Raw genomic sequence first — 24938 nt, forward strand, 5'->3', positions numbered from 1 at the left:
AAGAACCCGCGGCTGTCGCAGCGTTTCGAGGTACAGGCGGTGCCGACCCTGCTCGTCCTCGACAAGGGAAGGACCGTCGCCCAGCAGGCCGGCGCAGCACCCGCGCACGTCCTGCGCCAGTGGGTAGAGCAGGCGATCATGGACCGGGAAGGGTGATCCGGATGACCCTGCACGCAGACCGCCACCTCGCGCTCGTCCGGCCGGTCGGCCACTGACCCCAGAAGGGTGTCAGGAGTGTCTGCTGCTCGGCTCCCCGTGGGTCCACCTGAGGCTCTGCCTGACCTGCGGGCACGTCGGCTGCTGTGACTCCTCGCCGAACAAGCACGCGCGCAGGCACGCCGCTGCCGACGCCCATCCGATCGTGCAGTCGTTCCAGCCCGGCGAGGAATGGCGCTGGTGCTACGTCCACGAGGCGTTCGTCTGATGTCCGGTGCCCATTCGCTGCCGGGCGAAGAACCGGTGCCGGAGGAAACGGACGAGGCCGTCTTCTGGGAGACCCCGGACATTTACGGCGCATATCCGCGCCTTACGGAGGACCAGATAGCACGTCTGGCGGAGCACGGGCAACGCCGGAGCATGGCTCCGAACGACGTGCTGATCCGGGAGGGGGAGCGCTGCGAGACGTTCTTCGTCGTCCTCAGCGGTTCCGTCGCCGTCGTCGAGGACCACGGCACTCCCGAGGAGCACGTGCTGCGCGTGCACGGCCCCGGTCGCTTCATCGGCGAACTCGGGTTGCTGCACGGACAGGTGGCCTTCTACACCGCTGTCGCCAGGGAGCCGGGCGAGGTCCTCGTCGTCTCCATGGACCAGTTGCGCCACCTGGTGTCCCAGGACTCCACCATCGGGGACCTCGTGCTGCGCGCCTGTCTGGGCCGTCGCGCGTTGCTCGTCGGACAGGGCGCCGGCTTCCGCATCGTCGGCTCGCGCTACTCGCCCGACACCAGGCGGCTGCGCGAGTTCGCCATCCGCAACCGGCTGCCGCACCGGTGGATCGACCTGGAGACCGACGAGGAGGCCGAGGAGTTGCTGCGCCGCTTCGGCGTCGGCCCGGAGGAGACACCGCTCGTCATCTGGCGGCACACCACCCTGTTGCGCAACCCCAGCAACGCGGAACTGGCCCGGCTCATCGGCCTGCCGTCACTGCCTGCCGGAAACCGTCACGGCGACGTCCTCATCGTCGGCTCCGGACCCGCCGGCCTCGCTGCCGCGGTGTACGCCGCCTCCGAGGGCCTGAGCACCACCGTGGTGGAGGCGTTGGCCACCGGCGGCCAGGCCGCCACGTCGTCCCGCATCGAGAATCTGCTCGGCTTCCCCTCCGGCATCTCCGGTGCCGAACTCGCCGAACGTGCCCTGCTCCAGGCCGACAAGTTCGGCGCCAGGATCAGCATTCCGGCGGAGGCGACCGGTCTCCATCCCAAGGGCGACGACCACTACGTGGTGGCGTTCGCCGACGGCAGCGAGATCGCCGCCCGCGCCGTCGTCCTGGCCACGGGTGCCCGCTACCGCCGGCTCCAGGTGCCCGGCATCGAACGCCTGGAGGGAACGAGCGTCCACTACTCGGCGACCGTCTACGAGGCCCAGCAGTGCCGCACCGACCCGGTGGCCGTCGTCGGCGGGGGCAACTCGGCGGGCCAGGCGGTGATGTTCCTCGCCGGGTACGCGCCGAAGGTGCACCTGCTGGTCCGAGGATCCAGCCTTGAGGCCAACATGTCCCGCTACCTGGTCGACCAGGTAGCGGGACATCCGCGGGTGGAGGTCATGCTGCACACCGAGGTCACCGAGGTCATCGGCCAGGAGGTGCTGGAGGAGCTCGACGTGGTCGACAACCGCACGGGCGGGCACCGCCGGCTCGCGGTACGGGGCCTGTTCGTCTTCACCGGCGCCGACGCCCACACCGAGTGGCTCGCCGACACCATCGCCCTCGACTCCCGCGGCTTCGTCCTCACCGGGCCGGAGGCCCAGGAAGCCTGCGCCTACCCCGAGATGTGGCACGGCCGCGGGCGCTCCTGCATGACCCTGGAGACCAGCCTGCCCGGGGTCTTCGCGGCAGGGGACGTCCGTAGCGGCTCGGTGAAGCGGGTGACCTCGGCGGCCGGTGAGGGCGCGATGGCCATCCACTTCGTGCACCGGCACCTGGGGCACTCGGCCGCACCCGGCACAACGGGCACGTACGCTCCCGCGGGCGGCTCGGACGTCTCCCCACACATACGTCACAAGGAGTCCGCATGGCTCGCATGACACATGGCGGGCGATGAGATCACGAGAAGGAAGAAGGAGGCGATGGCGATGGCCACGCCCGTCCGCCGCCACTGCGGTGGCGGTCTGCAGGAACGTCCCGTCTGGGCACCCACCCCTCTCAATCCCCTGGTCGAGTTCGACGAACTGCTCAACCAGATGAGCGGTCTGCTGGAGTCGACCGTGGGCGCGGCACCCGCGGCCGCGTGGACGCCTCTCGCGGACGTGTCGGAGTCCGAGGACGCGTTCCACATAGAGATCGAACTCCCCGGTGTGAAGAGCAAGGACATTGACGTAGAGGCCAACGGTCCCGAGCTCGTGGTCACCGGAGAGATCAAGGAGCGGGAACGCAAGGGCGTCCTGCGCCGCAGCACCCGCCGCGTCGGAGCCTTCGAGTACCGTTTGAGGCTGCCCGGAGAGTTGGACACCCAGAACATCAAGGCCGAGATGCAGGACGGAGTGCTCAGCATCACCGTCCCCAAGGCCGAAGCCGCCAGGCCCCGCCGGGTCCAGATCAATGAGTCCGGCGAGGGCGCGCGCGAAGACGCCGCCCAGAGCGGCGCAGCGGCGGCCGGTGGGACCACCGCCGCCTGAGACCCTACCCAGCCCCCGGTGCCGGACCACTGTCCGGCACCGCCCCGTCGCGACGGGGGCGCCGGCCCGCACGGCCTGGTTCGGTGATCCACCGCACCCCGCGGATCGTCCGAGGAGCCTGCCGCAGCGGCGAACCCAAACCGCGACCACGCCAAGGACCGACCACTTATCCCCGATCTGGTCGAGCACCTCGCGGAGCCCGCAGTCCTCGTGCTCGTCCCCGCAGCTGACGACGGGGTCGGTGGTTACCGCCAGTGCGGCGCAGCGCATGGATGCGGACCCGGACACGGCATGAAATCGCCGGAGGATCGCATGACACAACCGACAGTTCCCTCAGCCGACGCACCCGTGGACGTCGAAGGCGGGGCGCAGCGGCCGTTCTCCGAGCACGCGGGCATGGCCAGGGCGTATCCCGGCGGCAGGATGACCGTGGGCGCCATCACGCCCCTGGAGGGCTTCGACGGGCCTGTGCCGTCCCTGGCCGGGCACATCGAGCGGATCCAGCAGGCCGAGCGGGCCGGTTTCGCCTCGGTGTGGGTCCGTGACGTGCCGCTGCTGGACCCGAGCTTCGGGGACGCCGGGCAGGTCTTCGACCCGTGGGTGTACCTGGGGCAGCTCACCGCCCGCACCACCCCGGGGCGGGCGCGGCGCTGCTGCCGGAGGCTCGGGCCACCCTGCACGCCGCCCAGGCGGCCCAGGACGCCGTGCGCGCCGCACAGGACACGCTGCGCGGCACGGTGAACGTGGGCGCCATGGCCTCGGTCGAGGTGGTCGACCTGCCTGCGCTCCTCGGGCAGCTGCACACGCGGCATCCGGCGATCGACGTCCGGCTGCGACTGGCGACGACCGGCTCGGCCGGACTGGCGCACGCGCTGCTCAGCGGGGACCTGGAAGTGGCCTGCCTGTCGCTGCCCGAGCACAAGCCCGCCGGGATCGACGCACGGGAGCTGGCCACCGTGCCGCTCGTCCTGGTGGTGAGCGCCGCCCATCCGCTCGCGCAGCGGGGGGAGGTGGCACTTGCGGACCTCGCGGGGGAGCCCTTCGTGGACTTCCCGCCGGGCTACGGCAACCGCGAGGTGGTCGACCGGGCGTTCGCGGCGGCGGGCGTCGTACGCCGGGTGGCACTGGAAGTGCCCGACATCGACATGGGGGCGGCACTGGTCCGGCACGGTCTGGGCATCGCCTTCCTGCCTGCCTTCGCCGTTGCCCGCACCCCCGGCCTGCACGTCCTGGACGTCCACGGCACCACGCTCCGCTGGAGCATGCATCTCGGCACGTCGTCGACCCGGCGGCCCAGCTCGGCCCTGCGGGCGCTGCTCGACCTGGTCGACCTCCACGTCGTCGCCCTGTGACGCTCCACGTCATCGCCCTGTGACGCCCGGGCCGCGGCCCGGGCGTCACTCGTCGGTGGTGTCCGGTCCCCCGCGTCCGCCTCGCTCCGGCCGCGACATCTGCCGCAGCATCCGCTGACGCTCACGCTGCCGTCGTCCATAGGCGGCGTCGGACACCTGCTCGTCCCCTTCGAGGCCGGTGCCGAAGGCCCCGCCGATCATCGCGATGGCGGTGATGAACCAGGCCAGGAAGAGGTAGTCGCCGACGCCGACCTGCCGTCCGATGAACTTGCGCAGGACCGACGCGTCCAGCAGCAGGAAGGAGACGGCGACCAGAGTCGCGAACAGGACCGTGCCCAGCACCACCACCGCGAGCGCGATGGTGACCAGGGTGACCAGGTTGTAGGGGTAAAAGGGGTGGTGCCGTGCGGGGAGGTGGGCGCCGCGCTCCCAGAGCTGGTGGTCGACGATGATCCACAGGGTGAGCGCGATGGCGGACACAGCGGTGATGACGGCATGCTGCAACGGCGCCGAGTTGCGTGGCGAGGTTCCAGGCGGCGGTGTTGATGAACAGGACCGTAGCCGTGGCGAACACGCCCGCCAGGGCCCGGGAGAGGGAGCCGAACAGCCGCCAGGGGCGGTTGGCGTACACCATGCCGGCGACGAGTCGGGTGTGGCCGCGCAGGCCGGGCACGACATAACGCTGGGGCTGCTCGGGGCTGGGACGGGTGTCCGGTACCGGTTCGCGCGGCGGGCGGCCGATCACCTCCGGGTGCCTGGGCGTCTCCTCGTGCGCGACCAGCTCTCGGACGACATCCACGACGGCCTGCCGCACCCGGCGCCGAAGGCGGCGGACCCCAAGGGCGGGAAGGGAGATGAGCGCGGCCCGGAGCGCGGTGTCGACCTCTACGCTGATCGGGTAGAGCCGGGCCCGCCGCGGAAGGTCGGTGAGAAAGATCGCCACGTCCCATTCGGCACCCTCCAGGTGGCTTCTGACGGCCTCGGCGATGTCGGAGACGTCGGCCTGCTCGCTCGCGCTGAGCGGGGCGGTCATCGTGTCGACCTGCCATCTGACCCGAGCACGGACCGCCCGGCGGAGATGGTCGGGCAACCGGGGGGCGAGAGCCCGGGCGATCTCCGACGGCAGGCCGGGATCGGCCACCAGCACGATGCGCACGGATCTGCCGGAGGACGTCTCGGGCACGTCAGCCATCATGACCGTGTGAGCCTCACGCCATGGCGGCCGCGCCGACGTAGCCGAACTGGGGCCGCGACCGGATCATCTGGGCAGCCCCAGCTGCGAGCCCTGGGCCGAGTGGAAGGCCATCCGCAGCTGACTGGCGGTGTTCTCGGCTCCTCTGTTGTGGCAGGCGGCACACGGGCACCGCGCTGCTGCGCCGCTGGGAGAACGGCGCAGCCGGGCGGACGGCCTGGTGGGTGCCGCAGGCGGCTGAGACGCCGTCGGCGCCGCAGGCCCAGGGGTGCACCCGCCGCTGCCATCGTCCAGCCCGCCCTGATCCTGGTCGGCTGCGGCGCGCCAGCACCGCACCACCGGTTCCCCGAACAGCTCATAGGCGCTCATCCGGCCCTGCCACGCACGACAACGGACACCACCGCGGTGATCACCGTGGCCGCAGCCAGGCCGACCATCACAGCTCTTCCATCCCATGAGGCCATCCGGGGCATCAGACGTCCGCCAGCGACACCCGCGTGACCATGCACGTCGGGCCGCAACAAGTCAGTTCCCGGCACGGCCGGGTAGGGCGCCACGTCGTCACGGCGAGGTTCCATACAGTGCCCAACGAGTGACCAATGGGCCGGAAACTGCGCTGATGATGCAATGGGGGCACAGCCCGCCCACGACCTGGTTGGCCCTGTCCGTGGCGCGGTGACCGTCCCGCGGGTTCACCCGAATGCAGCAACAGGCTTATGCAGCGCGTGTGCGACGGGAGTCCTGTCGCTGCACGGTGGGTGGTGAATTGGCCGCTTGCTGCAGCAAGCGGCTTGTGGGGCGATCTTCGGCACTGTTGCGCAGGATGGATTCCGGTTGTCCGGCCAATGCGGGGGGCGGCGGGTGGCCCTTTGTTCGTGCGCGGCGGTGGTGCCGCACCGATCCCACCAGGAGCAGCTCATGGCAGCAGCGATGACGGATGTGCTGGTTCCGGCGTTGGAGGACGCCCGTGAGGCTCACGCCGCGGTCGTCGACCGGTTCCGGACGGACGTGACCATCACACCGCCCGGTGCCCGACGGCAAATACTCGAGCGGCAGGTCGCCGATGCTGAGGACCACCTGGAGCTCATCGAGGACCGTGTGCGAGAGATACGCCCTCCCCGCGGAGCGCTGACGGCTGCGGCGCAGATCGTGCGGTCCGCGGCTCGGGGCGCCATGCGGGTGACCATGCTGCCCGTGGAGGTCGCCGTGGCGGCCATGACGGAGATGGCGGACGGCGAGAGGCTGGCCCGTGAGCGGCGCCTGCTGAAGAACGCCGAGGACGAGTACGCGGCGGCGGCGCGGGCGATGGCGGCGTGCCAGGCGGGCGAGAAGATCGCGGAACAGCTTCATGACCGGGAGACCGCCGACCTGCTCCGCCTGCTGCGCCGGCAGGACGAGGAGCTGCTGGGGAGCCTGGAGGAGAACGTCGCCGAGCGGGCCAGGGCGGTGGCGGTGGCCACCAACGGTCAGCGTCCCATCGAGGGCGAGACCGCCGAGGGCGGTGGCCTGCTGGATGCGGTGATGCGCACGGTGCGCGCGGCTGTGGCCCGGGTGCGGGTAGCGTTCCGAAAGGGCAGCAGGCGGGTGAGAGGAACGGCTGAGGGCGCGTGGCGGGAGATGCCCGATGCCACTCGCATGGCCGAGGAGGTCCAGGGCGCGGTCACCCGCGAGGAGGAGCTGCCCATCCCCGGCTTCAGCCAGCTCGGTGTCTCGGAGATCCAGCAGCGTCTGCGCGGTCTGTCGCAGACGGAGCTGACGGTGATCGAGGGGTACGAGCGCGCACATGCGGGTCGGCCTGGGGTGGTGAACGCCATCGAGCGCCTTCGTGAAGCCGAGCCGTGGGCCGGCTATGACGAGATGGACCCGGAACGCATCAAGATGCACCTGCCGAACGTCTCCGACCGCGTGGTCCAACAGGTCCTTGAGTACGAGCGGGTCCACCGCCAGCGGAACACGGTGATCACCGCGGCTGAGACTGCGCTGCGGGGGGCATCCGAGGCCACCCACAGGCCTGGAGAGGAGGTCTTGGGGGCGGTCGCCCGCGAGGAGGACCTGCCGATCCCGGGCTTCAGTCAGCTCGGCGTCCCGGAGATCCAGCAGCGTCTGCGCGGTCTGTCCCCGCTGGAGCTGACGGTGATCGAGAGCTGGGAGCGTGCGCATTCCCACCGGCAACCGGTCCTGGACGCCATCGAGCAGGCCCGCCGCAGCGAACGCTGAGCCGGAAGGTGACGGCTGAGCCCCTGGCAGGAGGCCCGCGCTTTTCCGTGCTGCACCGCCACCGGCCGACCCCTCGCCCACATCGGGCAACGACCGCCGAGTCCTCTTCTAGAGCCCCCCTCACCGGCTTCGGCAGGGGACTCGCGGGCGCTTGTGCTGGAAAGCGAGCGTCCTCCGCGCGGCAAGACCCTGCCCGCTGGAGCAGTCTCGCCCCTCAACAAGTCGCCTGACCTTCATCACGGAATCTCCCGGGCAATGGGGATATCGCCGAACGTCGGCTCGCAGCCGTACGCGCGGCCGGGGATCCCTCCGGTTCACGTTCGGGCACGGAAGACGCGGTGTCGCGGCCACCAACCGTGGTACCCGGCCGAAGCACATTGTTCGCAATCGCCGTGGAGGTGAGGGAAAGAGACTCTGCCCGTGCCACGCACCCCAGGCGGACTCGCTGAGCGGCGTTTCCCCGGCTGGACGGCGGACCCGCTCGCCGAGTTCCGTGGGCGGTCTGGCGCCGACAACCGGGGCGTGGGCCCCGCTCGCGGATCTCTCCGAGACCGACGAGGCCTACCTCCTCCAAGTTGATCTCCCCGGCGTCAAGCGGGACGAGATCGACATCGGGATAAGCGAACGCGAATCGGTCATCAGCGGCGAGTTCAGGGAGCGGGAACGCGCGGGCACGCTGCGCCGCGGCACCCGCCGGACCGGCCAGTTCGACTACCGGGCCCTGCTGCCCGGTGAAGTCAACGCCGAAGGCGTCAGTGCCACGCTCCGGACGGTGTCTGACGGTGAAAATCCCGAAGGCCGAGGAAGCCCGGCCCCGCCGTATCGAGATCACCAGCGGGGAGTGTCCGTCCGCAGCGCGGCCGTCCTGCTCTCCGGCAGGCGTCGACTGCCCGCCGGAGACGGCGGCCTAGTCGCTGATGAGGAAAAGAGAAGGAAGGACCACCATGGCCAGCAACACGGAGACCGGCGACATCACCGGCACCAAGGACAAGGACTACAACCTCATCTGGTTCATCGAGGCCTGCCTCAGCAACGCTTTGCGGATGGAGACCTACATCCAGGACGCGGAACGGGAGAACGACACCGAGGTCCTCGAACTCTTCCGCAAGGCCCAGGCCGACAGCCGCAAAGGCGCCGAACTCGGCAAGCAGCTCCTGCGCACCCGGCTCGCCAGCTGACACACCCGGCACTGGACGACACCATCGCCAGGACGGTCCTGGCCAGCTCCCTCTCCACAGGACCCCGGGCTGAACGCTCAGGTCACGAGGCGAGCCGTGGCCGTCATGGCGAAGGGCCACCGACCAGTCCCTGCCGCAGCACGGTGCGTCCTGCCCGCCCGGCCTGGCGCGGACAGGACGTGCCTTCCTCCAAGGAGCCGGCTGGAAGCGGCGAGCACGCGGTGCCACTCCCGGGAAGAGGTGTCGGCCCGTGGAGGTACGGGGAAGTGCTGCCGCAACATCTGCCCCGTCTTCGATCGGCGTGCACCAGTTCAGTCGGTATGAACCACAGCCAGTTGTGCGTCGGCTGGGGCCGCCGCGCGGCACCGCCGTCAGCGCTCCGGCCGCCCGGAGGTCACCCGCAGTCGGGCGACGGCCCTGACCCGGCGGTGACCGGGCCTTCATGGATCCGGCTGACTGGCCGTGCTCATGGTGGGCACTCGGGATGATGAGTCAGCCGGGAAGGACCTGCCCGTGATCGCCGTTGCTGCTTTGCTGCTGCCTCTGCTGGGGCTTTTGTTGTATGGCATGGACCGCATTGAGGACCGTCTCACATCCCGCCCCCCTGCGCCGCGCCATGCCGGCCGTCGTCTGCGGCTGATTCCTGGAGGTCGGCCGCAGACTGCTCAGCGTCCGGCATCCCAGCAACGCGAACGGCAGTCCCGGGCTGCTTGATAAGGGCAGGCCCCGGTGTGCCACACCGTCGGTTCCACCACCCGCCACGGCGCGTAAAAGGTTCTGCCCGGGGTTCCCCGGCGTGTATGGCAGCCATCGGGCTGGGCCTGCTCGACACGCTCGGTCTGTACGACGCGGGCGGCTGAACGTTCGAGGTCTCTGTGCATCTGCAACGCCACCGCCGCGGTCCTGTCCCGCCACACCGGCTAGGACGCCAACGTCACCCGCGCGATCCTCAGCGCCTGCGCCACGGCGCAACGCGTGCGCCGACGAGTGCGCCTCCCACGCTGACCTGTACGACCACTGCCGCGTCTGCGCCGAAGCCTGCCGCTCGTGCGAGCAGGCCTCGTCGTCGATGGAGCCGCATCGCAGCGCGGGCCAGAACGGCGAGCACTGGTGGGGAGGCCGCGTTCGCGGGCTGGCGCGTACTCGTTGGGGTCCTACGACGGCCCTACCGCCTCGCGGCGCCACCCCACAAGGGCTACGAGGTCGCTCAGGATCAGCCGATACGGCGCAGGACGGCCCAGCTGCCCCAGCCGGCCTCGGACTCCGTGGCCGGCCGTGTGCCGGGCATAGCGTCGACGACGGTGGCCGCGGGAAGGTACAGCGGCCCGTCACAGCCGAGCTGGTTGATCCACAGCAGTACACCATCGGGCGTCAGGACGCGGGCGATCTCGGCGGGGAACAGCAGCATGTCGATCGCGGCGATGACGGTGACGGAGGCGTCGGGCAGGGGCAGGGCGCTCGCATCGGCCTGGACGCGCAGCGGTGAGCGGCCGTGGGCCTGCTGCAGCATGCCCATCGACAGGTCCACGCTGATTACCTGGGGGAAGGCTGCTCCCAGCACGGGTGTGAACAGACCGGTGCCCGAGCCGAGTTCGAGGCAGCGGCCCTTGGGCAGTGGTCCGCCGCGAGTAAGCGCGTCGCGCACGGGGTCGTCGCGCCCGGTGGCACGGGTGGTGTCCCAGTCGGCGGCGAGCTGGTCGAACTGCTGAGCGATGAGCTGGGCGGTCTCGGCTGTCCACGGCCGACGGCCGGCAGCAAGGTCATGAGCGAAGGCCCGGAACGCCTCAGCCGTGCCCGAGGGCGGAACTGGTTTGCCGTCAGGGCTGGGCAACACACGCGGCAAGAGTCACACGATTACTCCACCATGAGTGCCGTATCTCGCGGATCGGCCCGGGGGTGGAACCGGCTCTCCACCCGCAGGTGGAGAGCCGTCCTTCAGTGGTGTCCGCCGTGGGCGTCCCCGGCGTGGTGGTGGTGCATGTGGTCGCCGTGGCCCTGGCCGCTTGCGGGTGAGCCGCCCATCATGCGCAGCATGGACAGCCCGCCGGTCCGCAAGAACCGCACCAGGAGCACGGCGGCGAGGATGAGGAAGGCGATGTTGAGCCAAGTGGTGTAGTTCCAGCTGACGCCCTCCATGGGGACCTTTGCGGCGGCCTGGTCGGGGATCAGGCCGAGGCCGCCGAAGGCGAACTCCACGATGTATCCGGCAATGACCATCGCGAGGTAGAAGGTGCCCAGGAGGAAGGCGGCCATCTTCGCGCCGTAGTACTTCCGGTAGATGTTGAGGATCGGCAGGATCAGCAGGTCGGCGAAGATGAACGCCACCACGCCGCCGAAGCTGATGCCTCCCTTCCACAGCACCACCGCCAGCGGAACGTTGCCGATGGAGCACACGAACGAGGCGATCGCCACCAGCGGACCGATGACGGGCCCCCACAGTTTGGCGGCGAGCGGGTGGCCGTCGAAGAAGAAGGCACGCCAGAAGGAGTCCGGGACCCAGGCGGCGATCGCACCGGCGATGAGCAGCCCGACGACCAGGTCGCGCAGGATCGCCGCCCATTCCATGACGAAGACGTGGCTGGTGGCGGTGAACCCCTCGCGGGAGAACAGCCGGCTGGTGAAAGAGCCTTCGCGCGATACGGACATGTCCATCGCCGCGTGGCCCTCCATCGACCCGGCCAGCCCCCTTTCCGCCTGTTCACGGGCCTGACGCACCAGTCGTTCCCGCAGGAACAGGCGGAACAGGACAGCCAGCAGAGCGATCATGATGGGGCCGCCGACGAACTCTGCGACGGTGAACTGCCAGCCCATCAGCAGCGCCAGGATGACGCCGAGCTCGACGACGAGGTTGGTGGAGGCAATCTCGAAGGCCATGGCCGCGGTGAAGTTCGCGCCCTTGCGGAACAGCGAGCGGGCCAGCGCCACCGCAGCGTAGGAGCAGGAGGAGGACGCCACGCCCAGGCCCGCGGAGACGGCGAGGGTGCGGGGCCGGTCGTCGCCGAGCAGGGAGACGACGGTGGACTTGCGGACCACGGCCTGGACGACGGCGGACAGGGTGAAGCCGAGGATCAGGGCCCAGGTGATCTCCCAGGTCATGGACCCGGTGATCGACAGTGCGTGCAGTACGGCGTGCATCTGTGAAGCCTTCCCTCCAAGGTGCGGGGTATGGCCGACGGACACGCCCTCGCGCTGGTTGGGGAGCGGGTCCGTCGGGCCGGGGCGCGGGGCGCCGCCGAACATACCCCAGTAGGGTATTGACCGCGCGAGCTGGGCCCGAGGTGTGCCCCATGAGGACGGCCCTGCGCCATAGCCTCACCCCACCGCCTGCCGCGCGCACCGGCCCGTTACCATGATCTTTCAGACATTAGGGGATGAACGACTGTCTTCGGGTGTTCGGTGACGGTCGTTGCGGGCATGAGGCCGAAGGACAGACGGGCTCTGCGAGTCCGGGCTGTCCCGGAGACGGCTCAGGCCGCTGCTGCGAGCGGGGCGGATCGGACCACCGTGCGCACCGGTACATGGCCTGAACGCATGGGGCGCGGGACATGCCGGTCAGCGGCGGCATCGCGCCCCGGCCGCCGGGTCCGGACCGTGGTCTCGCATGCGGTGGTGCATGCCGCTGGCGGTCACCGACAGCCAGTCCCGCAGCGTCAGCCCGCCCTCTTCGCGCCATGCCGCCCGTGCGACGGTGTCGATGGCCGTGCAGATCCAGCAGCCCGGCACCGGTTCGAAGGCGTTCGACGGCGGGTCCGCCGGCGAGCCGGCACGGTCTTCGTTGTCCACGGCAGCGTTCTCTCCGGGCAGAGGTCGGTGGCGGCGGCGGCCAGAGCGGTCCCGCCAGCCGGCTTTGTGCAACCGGCCGGGGCACTCGAGCAGGTCGAAACCCCCGGACGATGGCGCGGGTCTCGGCGACGCGCGCCAGGTCGCCGTCGTAGGCGGCGGACACGGTGATCGGTTCGTCGGCAGGGCGGACGCTGCGGCGCGGGCGGGGACGACTCTCCCGTATGCGGCCGGCGTCCGGCTGCCGGCGCGGGTATTCGCTGGTCCTCGGTCCTCCTGGCGTGCGCCCGGCGGCCGTTCAGCCGGTGATGGCAGGCATGTCGGGACCGATGGTCAACCTCACGGCGGCCGTGGCTGCTTGAGCGGACGGGGCAGGTGCCAGGCCGGGCAGGTGGCCAGCGAGCGCCTGCGCCTGCTCCGACTGGCCCTGGGGATAGGTGAGCGTGGTCTTGTCCACCAGGCTGGGGGCGTTGCCTGCGGCCACGATCTGAAAGCCCAGGGCGCGCAGCTGGTCGGCGACCTTCAGGGCTGCGCCCTGGGTGCCGATGCCGTTGAGGACGGTGACGCGCACGCTGCCCGCGGGTACGGGCAGGCGTGCGGTGATCTTCTCCAGTCCGGCCTTGGTCGTCTCCTGGTCGTGGTTGAGGGCGGTGAACAGCTGCCCGGCGGCGGGCTGCTGCCAGGTGACGTTGGCCTTGTCACTGGGCACGTCGCGCTGCCGCGGGTAGTTGGGGACGGTCAGGAATGCGATCCGGTCCGTGGCTATGCCCTTGACGCTGGAGGCCAGGCTGTAGAGGGGCTTGATGCCGGCCAGGTCGGGGTCGGTGGTCAGCGACTTGGTCGCGGCGTTCAAGAAGCCGTACAGAGCGGCGGGATCGTACAGCTTGGATTTGGCCCGGTCGGCGAGGGACTGCATGAACTCCTGCTGGCGGCCGATGCGGCCGATGTCGGAGCCGTCGCCGATGCTGTAGCGGGCGCGGACGTAGCCGAGGGCTTTGTCGTCCTTGACGATCTGGCAGCCGGCCTTCAGGTCGAGGTGGGCCTTTTTGTCGTGGATGGCCTGCTGGGGGCAGACCTGGACGCCGCCGAGGGCGTCGACCATGCCGGTGAAGCCACGGAAGTCGACGATCAGGAAGTGGTCGATGCGGACCTGGGTGTTGGCCTCGACCGTCTTGATGGTGCACGCGGCGGCTTTGGCGGTGTCGCCGGTGGTGCCGCCGATCGCGAACGCCTCGTTGATCTTGAAGTGGTGCGGGGTGGACGGCGAGCCGTTCCCGCGGTCGCACACGGGGATCTGCACCCAGGAGTCACGGGGGAAGGAGAGGACGGTGGCCCATTTCCCGTTGCCGCCGGTGTGCAGCAGCATCAGGGTGTCTGACTGCATGGTGGTCAGGTTCTTGCCGTAGGCATCGCCCAGTCCTTTGCGGCTGTCGGAGCCGATGACCAGGATGTTCTGGCCCCCCGCGGCCGCCCTGGGCCGATTGTCGCCCAGCGCATTCCCGAGGTCGGCGCCCTTGATGTTGCCGTTGAGGTGCGTGTACATCCAGCCGCCCACGGCCGCCGCGCCCAAGACGAGGACTGCGGCGGTCAGAGCGATCCACCGGCCCACGCGTCGCCTCGGTCTCCTGCGCCGACGTGGTTTGCCCGCCTGCTCCTGCGGGGCGTTCGTGCGCGCGTGTCCTGCCATCTTCAAGGCTCCTTCGCTGTGCCGAGTGCTACGTGCTGCTCAAGGGGAGTCGGATCCGTGCCGCTGCCCGGGCGCGGCACGGTGAGTCGGTCAGCTGAGGATGGGAATCAGGCCGAGGGCGAAGAGCACGTAGAAGCCGGCCGCGACCGCCAGGCGTGCGGGAGTGAGCTTGTGCGCGCGCATGGTCAGCAGCAGGTAGACGATCGCCGCCATGGTGATCAGGCCCGACCACAGCAGAGCGTTGTCGAAGTGCCAGCTGGTGAACAGAAGGCCGAGGCCGGAGGGGACGGTGGCCTGGATCATCATCGCGCCGGAGATGTTCGCCAACGCCAGCTTCGTCTTGCCCTGCCGGACCCAGATCACCGCGTTCATGATCTCGGGCAGTTCCGTGGCGATCGGGGACAGCAGCAGCGCGGTCACCGAGGCGGACAGGCCGATCATCGGACCGATGGCATCCAGCTGCTTCACGAACAGCTGCGAGGCGAAGAAGATCACCGCCAGGGTGGCCAGGGTCTGGGCGACCACGGCCCAGGTGGCGGGGGAGGCGGCCTTGGGCTGGAACTTCAGCGGCTCCAGCTCCTCCTCCTCGCCGTCCTCGTCCTGGCCGCCGCGGATCTCCCGCCAGAAGTACACGGCGTAGGCGGCGAAGAACAGCAGGCCGAGTGTGGGCTTGAAGGCAAAGGCGACCAGGCCGAGCGCCACCTTGACGAGGAAGATCGGTAGGAACCACTTCTGGTCCTTGGCCAGCCGCTTGGTGTCCGCGGCGCTGCCCACCGCATCCTCGGCGTCAGGGTAGGTGTCCGGGTTGCCGGGCGGCATACCGGTCTCGGCGAGGACTGCGGCGCGCTGCCTGCGGCGCGTGAGCAGCAGCATCGCACCGGTCACGCCGTAGGCGACGGTGGCCAGGGCGAGCGGTCCGCCCATCGCGGCGCCTACACCGATGTTCTTGGCCTCGCTGGTGGCGCCGGTGGTGACCGCGACGAGAGTGACCACGGACTCCGGCAGTGCGGTCCCGAACGCGGCCAGGATCGTGCCGACCGCCATCTTCCCCACGTTCAGGCGCTCGCCCAGCCACTCCACGGCGTTGACGAACCACTCACAGGACAGATAGATCGCCACCGCGCTGACGATCAGCAATACGAAATGAACCACGGGGTCTCGTTCAGCCTTCCCGCACCAGCGGGGGCTTCGAGGACAACCGCGCGAGGGGAACGGGCGGCAGCTTCGACCCCGCCGACACGCATACGTCGTCGACAAAGGGCCGAAGGTCTCGCCCACCCGCACCAAGGTGCGGGCCCGGCCACCGGGAACCCAGTGATGGGCTCCAGTATGTCGACGACCGGTATTGCGGGGCTACTCCCCTTCGCAGGCGCAGAATACACGCGCCCGCCGGCGCCGTCAGCCCGGTGTCCGCATGCCGGCCTGCCCTCGACCTCGGACGACACCGCCCGCTTTCTCCTCGTCCCCGCGCTCCGCGAGGAACTGGAAATCCTGAGGGTGAGCGCTTCCAGACCAGGGCGATCACGGCGGCCGTCCTGGTGGGCAGCAGGACCTCCGTGATCAGACTGCCAGTAGGCCGATGGCGGCTGCCGCAGCGGCCATGGACCAGCGGAAACGGCTGAGGTACCTGATGACGCTGCGGCCCAGGCGGGGCGATGGCGCGAGGACTTTGCCAGAGGATGCAGGGGTGTCGCCCGCAGCGCAGGCAGGATGCACACCGGGCCGACTTGCGAGAACATCCCTTGCCGATGCGGCCTCTGCGCCGGACCCTGAGGCCGTGTCTGCTGTCCCGTCCAGAGTGGGCCCGCCGCAGGGGCCGAGCTGGGGGGCTTGGTTGTTCCTGTGCTGCCAGGGGGATGTACGGCAGGCGCCGATCAGCGGGGCACGGCCCCGCTGATCGGCGGGCAGCTCGCCCTGGTGGGGAACTGCGTGGCGAGCAGGGCAGCTTCGACTCGTTCGTCGGCGATCTGTGCCCGGAGCACGGGGTCGTCGTCCATCGATGGTGCTGCTGCCCGCTGCTGCCCTTCGGTGATCAGCTCGCGCCCGCTGCTGCCCTTAGGTGATCAGCTCGCTGAGAACGGTCCAGACGGATTCGCCGGCCGTGCTGCCCGGCCGGTTGACAGCGTGCACCGGGACGCAGTTGTCCGGATCGGCCAGCCAGGCGGGTGAGCACAGCCTGTCGCTGAAGGTGACGCCAGCGTGCCACCGCCCGTTGATGACAAGCGTGGTGTCCTCTCCGACTACCACGTCAGCGCTGGCCTGCTGGCCGCCATAGGCAGCACCGTCACTGGGCGGCTTGCCCTGCTGTCGGCGGTTAGTGGGCTGTCGTGGGTGGTGTCACGGCCTCGTGGGTAATGGATTGACTACTCGGAGTTTCTATAGGGTGTTTGGTGCGCGGCCCGAGTGAAGGTGCAGTACTCGTCGTGGCCGTACCCAGTGCACCGGTGACGCGTGGGCCGCGCGCACGTCCGGCCCCCTGGTCGCCGGCACCAGCCCCTATCGCTTCGGAGAGTCTCATGGTGCTGTCCAGACGCCACATCGTCGCCGGAGTCGGCTCTGCCCTGGCTGTCCCATTGACGGCACACGAAACCCCGCTGCCTCCGTCGGCGCCCGCTGGCTCCGACCCCGAGGGGCTCGCGCGCGACGAGTCGTTCTGGCGCAGGTGTGCCCGGCAATACCGCGTCAGCGAGACGTTCACCAACCTGGAGAACGGTTACTACGGGATCATGCCCGAGCCGGTCCTCCGCGCCTACCACCACAACGTCGACCGCCTCAACCAGGCGAACTCCTACCTGCTGCGCACCACCTACAAGGCGGAGGCCGACGCCATCCGGGCCCGGATCGCGGCCCTCGCCGGCGTGGCAAAAGAAGAGATCGCACTCACCCGCAACGGCACAGAGGCGCTGCACAATCTGATCGGCGGGTACAACCGGCTCCGCCCCGGCGACGCCGTGATGTACGCGGACCTCGACTACCACAGCATGCAGTACGCCATGAACTGGCTGCACAAACGGCGCGGCGTGGAAATCGTACGCATCACGATTCCCGAACCAGCCACCCGGCAGGCCGTTCTCGACACCTACGCCAAGGCTCTCAGGGCCCACCCGCGGGTCAGGCTGCTGCTGCTCACGCACCTGAACAACCGGACCGGCCTCGTACTCCCCATCCGCGACCTCGCCCAACTGGCGCGCGACAAGGGCGTGGACGCGATCGTGGACGCAGCTCACTCCTGGGGGCAACTCGATTTCACCATCCCCGGCCTCGGGGCGGACTTCGCGGGCTTCTCCCTCCACAAGTGGATGAACGCGCCGCTCGGCACCGGCTTTCTCTACATCCGCCGCAGCCGCCTCGCCGATATCGACCGCGCCTACGACGACGAGACCAATCCCGCCGTCGACATCCGCTCCCGTGTCCAGCCCGGCACCACCGATGTCGCTCCCATCCTGTCCGTGCCCGCGGCGCTGGACTTCCACCGCGCACTGGGCGGCAGCGCCGTCAAACAAGCCCGGCTGCGTTACCTCCGCGACCGCTGGGTCCACCAGGTGAGGCACATCGACAACCTGGAGATCCTCACCCCCGACGATCCTGCGATGTCTGGCGCCATCACCTCGTTCCGCGTGACAGGACGCACCTCCGAATCCGAGAACGCCGCCATCGCGAAATACCTGCTCGAACGCCACCGCATCTTCACCGTCCAACGCGGCGGACCGGTCGGGGGCGACTGCGTACGCGTCACTCCGGCACTCTTCACCCTTTCCCACCACGTCGACGCCCTGGCCGAAGCTCTGCATGACGTCGCCACGCGGTTCCGCGCGAACACTTCCTGATCAGCCCACGACGCAACTCGTCCCCCGCCAAGCGTCGGCGTCGCGCTTGGCGGAACCGGCATATCAGCCCACAGCTCAGGGCCGCTGCGCGGCGGCGTGGTCAGCTGCGTCCGCGGACGGAGCGAAGGCTACGCTCGCGCAGCGGGGCGCCAACACGACGGAGAGTGTCCATCCGAATACGCTGTGCATGTGATCGGATTGCGAGGCTGGATGTCGAGGCGGGTGCGTGTTTCGGTGCGCGTCGGCCTGTTCCTGGGCCTCGCCCTGCTGGTCACCGCCCATCTGGCGGGGACCGTGCATGCTTCGACGTTCGCCGGGTCGCACCTGACCATCGATGAGGTGCAGGTGCATACCGGTCACGGACCCCACCCGGATCCCGGGCACGAGCACAAGGCCGATGGCCACATCGACCACGCGGCCGACCGTCCGCGGGACGTCGGCGACGGCACGTCCATCGCGCCTGGCCATGATGATCTGAGCTCCGCACCGTCAACGGCGGCGGAGGCGGGGGCCGCTCATGCCGCCCGGCCCCGCCCATCTGACGTCTCCCTACCGGACGGCCGTAGCACCCTCGCGCTCCATTGCGTCTGGCGTCAGTAGGCGCCGCCCGCACGCCTGGACCTCGCGCGCACTGCGTGACCGAGGCGTGCCCGCGCGCCCCTGATCCGTCACGACCGCACCCCCCCGCACGGGCCTGGTGCGAAGGAGCCGTACGCCCATGCACCTCTCTCTGCTCGAACCCCTCGGGGCACACGCCCCGCTGCCTGTGATCGCCCGCCGACCCGCCCACCTGGTGGGCAACACCCCCGTCCTGTGGATCGACGACCCCTTCGCCCCGCCCGGCCGGGGCTTCTACGCCAAGCTGGAAGCCACCAACCCCGGCGGCATCAAGGACCGCCCCGGCCTGCACATGGTCGCCGAAGCCCGCAGACGCGCAGACCTCGCACCGGGCGCGCCGATCGTGGAGTCCTCCAGCGGAACCCTCGGCCTGGGGCTCGCCCTGGCCGGGCTGACCTACGGCCACCCGGTCACCGTCGTCACAGACCCGGGCATGGAACCCTCCATGATCCGCCTCCTCACCGCTCTCGGCGCACGCGTCGACCAGGTATCCGCCCCGCATCCGGAGGGCGGCTGGCAGGAGGCCCGCCGCGAGCGCGTGGCCGAATGGCTGACGCGTACCCCGGGCGCATACTGCCCGGACCAGTACCACAACCCCGACAACGTGGCCGCCTACCGGCCGCTCGCCGCGGAACTCCTCGCCCAGCTCGGCCGTATCGACGTCCTGGTGGCGGCGGTGGGCACGGGCGGCCACTCGGCCGGTGTCACGGCCGGACTGCGTGAGTCCCTTCCCGAACTGAGGCTGATCGGAGTGGACGCGGTCGGCTCGACGATCTTCGGACAACCCGCCGCCCCCCGGCTCATGCGAGGACTGGGCTCCAGCATCCACCCCGAGAACGTCGACTACGGTGCCTTCACCGAGGTCCACTGGGTCGGACCGGCCGAGGCGGTATGGGCCTGCCGCCAACTGGCCCGGCGCCACTACGCGTCCGGCGGTTGGAGCGTCGGCGCGGTCGCGCTCGTCGCCGGATGGGCCACACGCATGTTCCCCGTCGGCACCCGGATCGCCGCCATCTTCCCCGACGGCCCGCACCGCTACCTCGAGACCGTCTACAACGACGCCTGGTGCCGCGAGCACCACCTCCTCAACCAGGAACCGCCCGAGGAACCCGAAGAGATCGCCGAGCCGGACGCGCGCGTGGTCACCCGTTGGACCCGGTGCGACCAGGTCCGTGACCCGCTGGGCCGCGAAATGGCGAAGGCAGGTGTCCGATGAGGGGCCTGCGCGCCCAGGTGGCCTCCTTCGACCGGCCGGCGCGGCTGCTGATGGCCAACCAGTTCGCCATCAACCTCGGCTTCTACATGCTCATGCCCTACCTGGCCGACCACCTCGCCCACGGACTCGGGCTCGCCGCCTGGGCGGTGGGCCTGGTGCTCGGCGTACGCAACCTCTCCCAGCAGGGCATGTTTCTCATCGGTGGCACCCTTGCCGACCGCTACGGCTACAAGCCCATGATCATGACCGGTTGCGTGCTCCGCACGGCGGCCTTCGGGCTGCTGGCGGTGGCCGGTTCACTGCCCGCCCTGATCGGCGCCTCAGCGCTGACAGGGCTGGCAGGGGCGCTGTTCAATCCGGCCGTCCGCGCCTACCTCGCCGCGGACGCGGGCGAAGAGCGGCGCGTGGAAGCCTTCGCCGCCTTCAACGTCTTCTACCAGGCGGGCATCCTCATCGGCCCCCTCGCCGGGCTCGCCCTGCTGGCCTGGGACTTCCGCGCGGTCTGTACGGTTGCGGCGCTCATCTTCGGCGTCCTGGCCGTGCTCCAGGCCCGTGCGCTGCCCGCACGCGCCAAAGCCGACCGGGGAGCCGAGCCGGCCTGGCGTGTGGTGGCCGCCGACTGGCGCACCATCGTCGCCAATCGGCCCTTCCTGCTCTTCACCGCTGCGATGACCGGCTCCTACGTCCTGGCCTTCCAGGTCTACCTCGCCCTGCCGCTGAGAGCCCGTGACCTCTTCGGCGAACGGACCGGGCTGGTTACCGGCGCGGTCTTCGCCGTCTCCGCGCTGGCTGCGCTGTCCGGTCAGCTGAAGCTGACCGCATGGGCGAAGCGGACGCTGGCCGGGCCCGAGGCCATCGCCTACGGCCTGATGGTGATGGGCGTGGCGTTCGTGCCGCTGCTTCCCGGACCGTACCCAGGAGGCGTCGGCCTCACCACCGGCGTGCTCGCCCTCGTCCTGTGCGCCGCCCTGCTGGCCTGGGGCGGGGCCCTGCTCTACCCCTTCGAGATGGACACCGTCGTACGGCTGTCCGGAGACCGGCTCGTCGCGACGTACTACGGTGCCTACAACACCGCCTCCGGCATCGCGATTTCGCTGGGCAACCTGGCTGTGGGCGCCCTGTTCGACACCGGGATCCGGTGGCTGCCGTGGATTGCGCTGGCCGCCACCGGCCTCGCTTGTGCGGGGCTCGTCGCGCGACTGCATCGCGGAGGGCATCTGGCACCGAAGCCGGTGCCCGTGCCGGGGTGAGGTGACACCCCAGGGGCCGGGCCCGGGAGAGTTCGGCCCACCCCCGCCCGCACGGGGACGAACGGGACCCGATCAACCGGCTGGTCCGCCGCCTGACGACCGCGAAGGGTCTTGTGCAGAAGCTGTTTGCCGACGACGGAGACCACTCCTTTTCCCCATGGGATGAGCGGAGCACGCTCAGGGCGACAGGGACCCGAAGACGCGAAAGCCCCGGGGATCTGCATGAGATCTCCGGGGCCACCGGTATGGAGTTCACGGCGTTCAACGATGCCGCGATCGCGATGTCACGCCGCGCGGCTGGGGGCGTGCCACCGCGCATCTCAGTCGAAGTCTGGCTCCCAGTCCGGGTGGGGCTCCTCGCTCAGGGACTGAGTCGATATGTCAAATGGCACACCTGCCTTCGCCATGGGCGTTCCGGTCTACGTCGGGCTGACGCCCTACGGGGTGATCTGTCCTGTCGCCAGCCGGGTCGCCGCCGTCCGAAACCGCCTCGCCAAGCTGGCGTCGCCTCTACGAGCGGTGCCGGTCCAGTCGTCACGGCGGTGGCGAGGAGGGAGCGGGTGTGTCGGCGTCGCGGGCTGCTGCGCGGAGGGCGGCTGCCACGCGGGTGACGGACTCCGTGGGCGGGTGGGGGAGACGGGCCAGGAGCAGTCGGCGCTGTTCTTGGGGTCCGCCGCGGACGGGGAGGATGCGTACGCCCGGTGGTGCCGCCGGGGCGAGGCCGGCGGGCACGGTGGTCAGTCCGAAGCCGGCCGCGACGAAGTGGAGCTTGGCCAGCCAGTCACGTGCGGTGTGGGCGATTTCGGGCCGCTCGTCCAGGCCTGGCCATACGCCCATCAACCGGTCCTCGCCGGAGGTGGAGCCTGCGATCCAGCGTTGCCCGCGCAGGTCGGCCACGTCGACGAAGTCGCCGCGGGCCAGCGGGTGGGTGGCGGGCATCGCGAGGCAAAGGGCCCGTTCGGTGAGGGTTTGCAGGGCGAGCGGGGGCGTCTCGGTGTCCGGCGGCCGGAACGGCGGTGCGGAGGCGAGCAGGGCCAGGTCGAGGCTGCCGGCCCGCAGGGCGCGCACCAGCGCCGGGGTGCTGCCCTCCCGGCCGACGACGTGCAGGCCGGGGTCCGTCCGGCGGAGCGCGGTCAGGGCTCGGGGCAGCAGGACGGCTCCGGCGCTGGGGAACCATCCCAGGCGGACCGTCCCGGCTTGTCCGGGCAGGCCGGACAGCTCGCGGGCGGTGGCTTCGATTTCGTCGAGCACGGTCGTCGCGCGGCGCATGACGAGGCGGCCGGCTGCGGTGAGTCGTACTCCCTCGCGCCGACGTTCCAGCAGCTCGGTACCTGCCGCCCGTTCGATCGCGGCGATCTGACGGGAGACCGCCGACTGGGTGTAGCCCAGCGAGGCGGCGGCCGCGGTGAAGGTTCCCTGCTCGGCCACGGCGCGGAAGACACGCAGGGCGGTGAGCGACACGTCCGTGAAGTCCATGACGTTTACGCATACCAGATGTGCCCAACTTTCGTTGGACTCATGGAACTGGCGTTCCTAGCGTGGCCTGTATGAAGTCTTCGCGCATCGCCCTCGTCACGGGCGCCAACCAGGGACTCGGCCGCGCCCTCGTCGAAGGACTGGCGGCACGGATGTGTCCGGACGACCTTGTCCTGCTCACCGGCCGCGACCACCAGCGGGTGGCAGACGCCGCCTGCGAGGTCAGCCAGTTGCCTGGCACGCGTGCCCGCGTCGAGGGCCAGGTTCTGGACGTCACCGACGCCCACGCCATCGCCTGCCTCGCCGAGGATGTGCGGACCCGGTTCGGGGGGGTCGACATCGTCCTCTCCAATGCGGTTGCCCGTGTGCTGCCCGAGGAGTCACAGGCCGAGCGGGCGGATGAGTTCATCGACGTCTCCAACACCGCCACCCATGTGATCCTGCGCTCCTTCGCCCCGGTCCTGCGCCCGGGCGGCCGGCTGCTCGTCGTGGCCAGCAGTCTGGGCACTCTCGGCCACCTCGACGTCCGGCTGCATCACCTGTTCGACGGCGCGAGCCTGGACCAAGTCGAGTACGCCGTCGAGTCGTGGCGCGCCGCCCTCCACAACGGGACGGCGCAGGAGGCCGGCTGGCCAGTCTGGATGAACGTGCCCTCCAAGGTGGCTCAGGTCGCCGCCGTCCGCGCGGTCGCCGCCGAACGCCGCGACCGTGACCTTGCCACCGGCACTCTGATCGCGGCCGTGTGCCCCGGCATGGTCGACACCGCCACCTCGCGTCCCTGGTTCAGTGACTACAGCATGGCCCAGCCGCCGGCCCAGGCCGCCGAAGCCGTGCTCGACGTGATCTTCGCCGAGCGGATCGACCCCGCCCTCTACGGCGAACTCGTCCGCTTCGGCAAGGCCCTGGACTGGTACGACGGCACACCCCCGGTGGAGCAGGACCGCCTGCTCACACCCTGAACGCGCGGAGCCGTCGCGCACACCTGAAGACACAGCAAGGAGTTCGCTCACGAGTCCCATCACCAGCCTCTTCGGTTTCTCCAGCACGGCTGCCGAGGTGGCGCAAGGCGTCGATCTCACCGGCCGTCGTGCGGTGGTCACCGGCGCCTCCTCCGGCCTCGGGTCCGAGACGGCCCGGGCCCTGGCCGCCACGGGTGCGGCAGTCACCCTATCTGTCCGGGACATGGCGGCGGGCGAGCGCGTCGCCAAGGACATCACCGCATCGACCGGCAATCACGAGGTACATGTCGCACACCTTGACCTGGCCGATTCCGCGTCCGTCACCGCTTTCACCGCCGCCTGGCGGGGCCCGCTGCACGTCCTGGTGAACAACGCGGGCGTCATGGCCTGCCCCGAGCAGTACACCGAACAGGCATGGGAATGGCAGTTCGTCACCAACCACCTGGGCCACTTCGCCTCACCACAGGACTGCACGACGCGCTGGCCGCCGACGGCAACGCGCGCGTCGTCATGGTGAGTTCCACCGGCCATCAGCGGTCACCCATCGTGTGGGACGACGTCAACTCGAATCTGCAACGGCACACCGGTGGTCGCGGCAGCGGCAGGGTCCCCGCCCACCTGATCAAAACTGTCGAACAGGGCGCGGCGACCTCCGTCCTCCTCGCCCCTCCTCGAAGGCGTCGGTGGCCGCTACTTCGTCGACTGCAACGAGACCGAGGTCGTCGAGCGCCGCTCTGGCACCCTGCATGGCGTCGCCCGGTACGCCGTCGACCCGGACGGGACCGACTCCAGCCCCAGGATGCGACGAGCCGACATCGAGGTGCCAAACCATCCCGTCGATATGGACTCTTGGGGAAGATCAGCCTGTTATCCCCGGTGTACCTTTTATCCGTTGAGCGACGGCGCTTCCACAAGCCACCGCCGGATCACTAGTCCCGACTTTCGTCCCTACTGTGAACGTCGCATGAGATGCGGCTGCGGATCGTCCGGGCCAGTACCTCGGTTTTCCCGACGGTCTGGTCGGTGCGCCGGCCGTAGTAGTAGTTCTCGCCTGGCCCGGAGACGTACGCGAGCAGGACCGATCGCTTGGCTGCCCCGCGCGTTGAGGGGCGTGTCGTAGTCGCCTCAGGGGCAGGGGTGTCGATGGCGAAGGTGGCCGTGGCGACCCCCAAGGACTTCGGACTTGGTCTCCTTCTCCTCCTCCGAGGGCCGTCGCCGAGGCTGTGGCGAATACCCGCACCAGCCAGGCCGGTGCGAAGCTCCGCGGTGCCCACGTCCCGGTCCCGCCGTGTCGACGGGCCCCGGCCGCCCCGCAACCGGGCCGCCTGGCCTGGCTGCCGGGTTCCGTGGCGCCGCA

Annotated in this window: 23 protein-coding genes, 3 pseudogenes and 1 other annotated feature; of the genes and pseudogenes, 17 read left to right on the plus strand and 9 right to left on the minus strand. The window is 70.1% G+C overall.

Going from position 1 to position 24938, the window contains the following annotated elements; all coding sequences use genetic code 11:
- The 6 genes and pseudogenes from AB0N14_RS35985 to AB0N14_RS36010 all read left to right on the plus strand — a co-directional run.
- Nucleotides 1-156, plus strand: a 156-nt coding sequence (locus tag AB0N14_RS35985; protein ID WP_366029939.1) for a thioredoxin family protein, incomplete at its 5' end; no start/stop codon positions are given.
- A 5-nt stretch (nt 157-161) separates the two neighbouring features.
- A pseudogene (locus tag AB0N14_RS35990) lies at nt 162-424 on the plus strand (UBP-type zinc finger domain-containing protein).
- Nucleotides 424-2238, plus strand: coding sequence for an FAD-dependent oxidoreductase (locus AB0N14_RS35995; RefSeq protein ID WP_366029912.1), 1815 nt, complete (start codon nt 424-426; stop codon nt 2236-2238). Before AB0N14_RS35990 ends, AB0N14_RS35995 begins: the two are co-directional and overlap by 1 nt.
- Nucleotides 2239-2286: 48 nt before the next feature.
- Nucleotides 2287-2829 (plus strand): Hsp20/alpha crystallin family protein, encoded by a 543-nt coding sequence (locus AB0N14_RS36000; RefSeq protein ID WP_366029913.1) that lies wholly within the window; start codon nt 2287-2289, stop codon nt 2827-2829.
- A 312-nt stretch (nt 2830-3141) separates the two neighbouring features.
- The gene (locus AB0N14_RS36005; protein WP_366029914.1) at nt 3142-3570 is read left to right on the plus strand and encodes a hypothetical protein; all 429 of its coding nucleotides are present in this window, start codon (nt 3142-3144) and stop codon (nt 3568-3570) included.
- Nucleotides 3534-4181: a LysR substrate-binding domain-containing protein gene (locus AB0N14_RS36010; protein ID WP_366029915.1), complete on the plus strand. Its 648-nt coding sequence runs from the start codon at nt 3534-3536 to the stop codon at nt 4179-4181. Before AB0N14_RS36005 ends, AB0N14_RS36010 begins: the two co-directional genes overlap by 37 nt.
- Before the next feature lie 45 nt (nt 4182-4226).
- Here the strand turns inward: AB0N14_RS36010 and AB0N14_RS36015 are convergent, their stop codons facing one another.
- Nucleotides 4227-4685, minus strand: a complete 459-nt coding sequence (locus AB0N14_RS36015) for a hypothetical protein (protein ID WP_366029917.1) — start codon at nt 4683-4685, stop codon at nt 4227-4229.
- A 482-nt stretch (nt 4686-5167) separates the two neighbouring features.
- Between AB0N14_RS36015 and AB0N14_RS36020 the strand changes: the two genes are divergently transcribed.
- From AB0N14_RS36020 to AB0N14_RS36040, 5 genes and pseudogenes are all read left to right on the plus strand, one after another.
- On the plus strand, nt 5168-5386 hold the full coding sequence (locus AB0N14_RS36020; RefSeq protein WP_366029918.1) for a hypothetical protein: 219 nt from the start codon (nt 5168-5170) through the stop codon (nt 5384-5386).
- Nucleotides 5387-6291: 905 nt separating this feature from the next.
- A complete protein-coding gene (locus AB0N14_RS36025; RefSeq protein ID WP_366029919.1) occupies nt 6292-7590 on the plus strand; it encodes a hypothetical protein in 1299 nt (432 codons plus the stop codon).
- A gap of 493 nt (nt 7591-8083) precedes the next feature.
- Nucleotides 8084-8296 (plus strand): annotated as a pseudogene (locus tag AB0N14_RS36030) (Hsp20/alpha crystallin family protein); the annotation flags it as partial.
- A 238-nt stretch (nt 8297-8534) separates the two neighbouring features.
- Nucleotides 8535-8768 carry a hypothetical protein gene (locus tag AB0N14_RS36035; protein WP_366029920.1) on the plus strand — a complete coding sequence of 78 codons (234 nt, stop codon included), beginning with the start codon at nt 8535-8537 and terminating at the stop codon, nt 8766-8768.
- An 879-nt stretch (nt 8769-9647) separates the two neighbouring features.
- Nucleotides 9648-9828 (plus strand): annotated as a pseudogene (locus AB0N14_RS36040) (four-helix bundle copper-binding protein); the annotation flags it as partial.
- A 153-nt stretch (nt 9829-9981) separates the two neighbouring features.
- Here the strand turns inward: AB0N14_RS36040 and AB0N14_RS36045 are convergent.
- From AB0N14_RS36045 to AB0N14_RS36075, 7 genes are all read right to left on the minus strand, one after another.
- The gene (locus AB0N14_RS36045) at nt 9982-10602 is read right to left on the minus strand and encodes a class I SAM-dependent methyltransferase (RefSeq protein WP_366029921.1); all 621 of its coding nucleotides are present in this window, start codon (nt 10600-10602) and stop codon (nt 9982-9984) included.
- A 101-nt stretch (nt 10603-10703) separates the two neighbouring features.
- Nucleotides 10704-11903, minus strand: coding sequence for a permease (locus AB0N14_RS36050; protein ID WP_366029922.1), 1200 nt, complete (start codon nt 11901-11903; stop codon nt 10704-10706).
- Between the two features lie 417 nt (nt 11904-12320).
- Nucleotides 12321-12551 carry a hypothetical protein gene (locus AB0N14_RS36055; RefSeq protein ID WP_366029923.1) on the minus strand — a complete coding sequence of 77 codons (231 nt, stop codon included), beginning with the start codon at nt 12549-12551 and terminating at the stop codon, nt 12321-12323.
- 295 nt (nt 12552-12846) lie between these two features.
- Complete coding sequence (locus AB0N14_RS36060) at nt 12847-14091, minus strand: LCP family protein (RefSeq protein WP_366029940.1); 1245 nt, start codon at nt 14089-14091, stop codon at nt 12847-12849.
- A gap of 234 nt (nt 14092-14325) precedes the next feature.
- Nucleotides 14326-15387 (minus strand): sodium:calcium antiporter, encoded by a 1062-nt coding sequence (locus tag AB0N14_RS36065; RefSeq protein ID WP_366029924.1) that lies wholly within the window; start codon nt 15385-15387, stop codon nt 14326-14328.
- Between the two features lie 722 nt (nt 15388-16109).
- Nucleotides 16110-16232, minus strand: coding sequence for a hypothetical protein (locus AB0N14_RS36070; RefSeq protein WP_366029925.1), 123 nt, complete (start codon nt 16230-16232; stop codon nt 16110-16112).
- A 58-nt stretch (nt 16233-16290) separates the two neighbouring features.
- Nucleotides 16291-16482, minus strand: a complete 192-nt coding sequence (locus tag AB0N14_RS36075) for a hypothetical protein (protein ID WP_366029926.1) — start codon at nt 16480-16482, stop codon at nt 16291-16293.
- 326 nt (nt 16483-16808) lie between these two features.
- Between AB0N14_RS36075 and AB0N14_RS36080 the strand changes: the two genes are divergently transcribed.
- The 4 genes from AB0N14_RS36080 to AB0N14_RS36095 all read left to right on the plus strand — a co-directional run bounded on the left by AB0N14_RS36080 (nt 16809) and on the right by AB0N14_RS36095 (nt 21146).
- Nucleotides 16809-18062, plus strand: coding sequence for an aminotransferase class V-fold PLP-dependent enzyme (locus AB0N14_RS36080; RefSeq protein ID WP_366029927.1), 1254 nt, complete (start codon nt 16809-16811; stop codon nt 18060-18062).
- 183 nt (nt 18063-18245) lie between these two features.
- Complete coding sequence (locus tag AB0N14_RS36085) at nt 18246-18662, plus strand: hypothetical protein (RefSeq protein WP_366029928.1); 417 nt, start codon at nt 18246-18248, stop codon at nt 18660-18662.
- Nucleotides 18663-18780: 118 nt separating this feature from the next.
- A complete protein-coding gene (locus tag AB0N14_RS36090; protein WP_366029929.1) occupies nt 18781-19896 on the plus strand; it encodes a pyridoxal-phosphate dependent enzyme in 1116 nt (371 codons plus the stop codon).
- Complete coding sequence (locus tag AB0N14_RS36095; protein ID WP_366029930.1) at nt 19893-21146, plus strand: MFS transporter; 1254 nt, start codon at nt 19893-19895, stop codon at nt 21144-21146. Before AB0N14_RS36090 ends, AB0N14_RS36095 begins: the two co-directional genes overlap by 4 nt.
- A gap of 534 nt (nt 21147-21680) precedes the next feature.
- Here the strand turns inward: AB0N14_RS36095 and AB0N14_RS36100 are convergent.
- Nucleotides 21681-22622, minus strand: a complete 942-nt coding sequence (locus AB0N14_RS36100; protein WP_366029931.1) for a LysR family transcriptional regulator — start codon at nt 22620-22622, stop codon at nt 21681-21683.
- Nucleotides 22623-22693: 71 nt separating this feature from the next.
- Here AB0N14_RS36100 and AB0N14_RS36105 point away from each other — a divergent pair, with 71 nt between their 5' ends.
- Nucleotides 22694-23581: an SDR family NAD(P)-dependent oxidoreductase gene (locus AB0N14_RS36105; RefSeq protein WP_366029932.1), complete on the plus strand. Its 888-nt coding sequence runs from the start codon at nt 22694-22696 to the stop codon at nt 23579-23581.
- A gap of 97 nt (nt 23582-23678) precedes the next feature.
- Nucleotides 23679-24098, plus strand: a complete 420-nt coding sequence (locus AB0N14_RS36110; RefSeq protein WP_366029933.1) for an SDR family NAD(P)-dependent oxidoreductase — start codon at nt 23679-23681, stop codon at nt 24096-24098.
- Between the two features lie 207 nt (nt 24099-24305).
- Nucleotides 24306-24453: a sequence feature (23S ribosomal RNA rRNA prediction is too short), on the minus strand.
- Between the last annotated feature and the right edge of the window lie 485 nt (nt 24454-24938).

The organism is Streptomyces sp. NPDC051104 (assembly GCF_040682835.1).
Classification (GTDB): domain Bacteria; phylum Actinomycetota; class Actinomycetes; order Streptomycetales; family Streptomycetaceae; genus Streptomyces; species Streptomyces cynarae.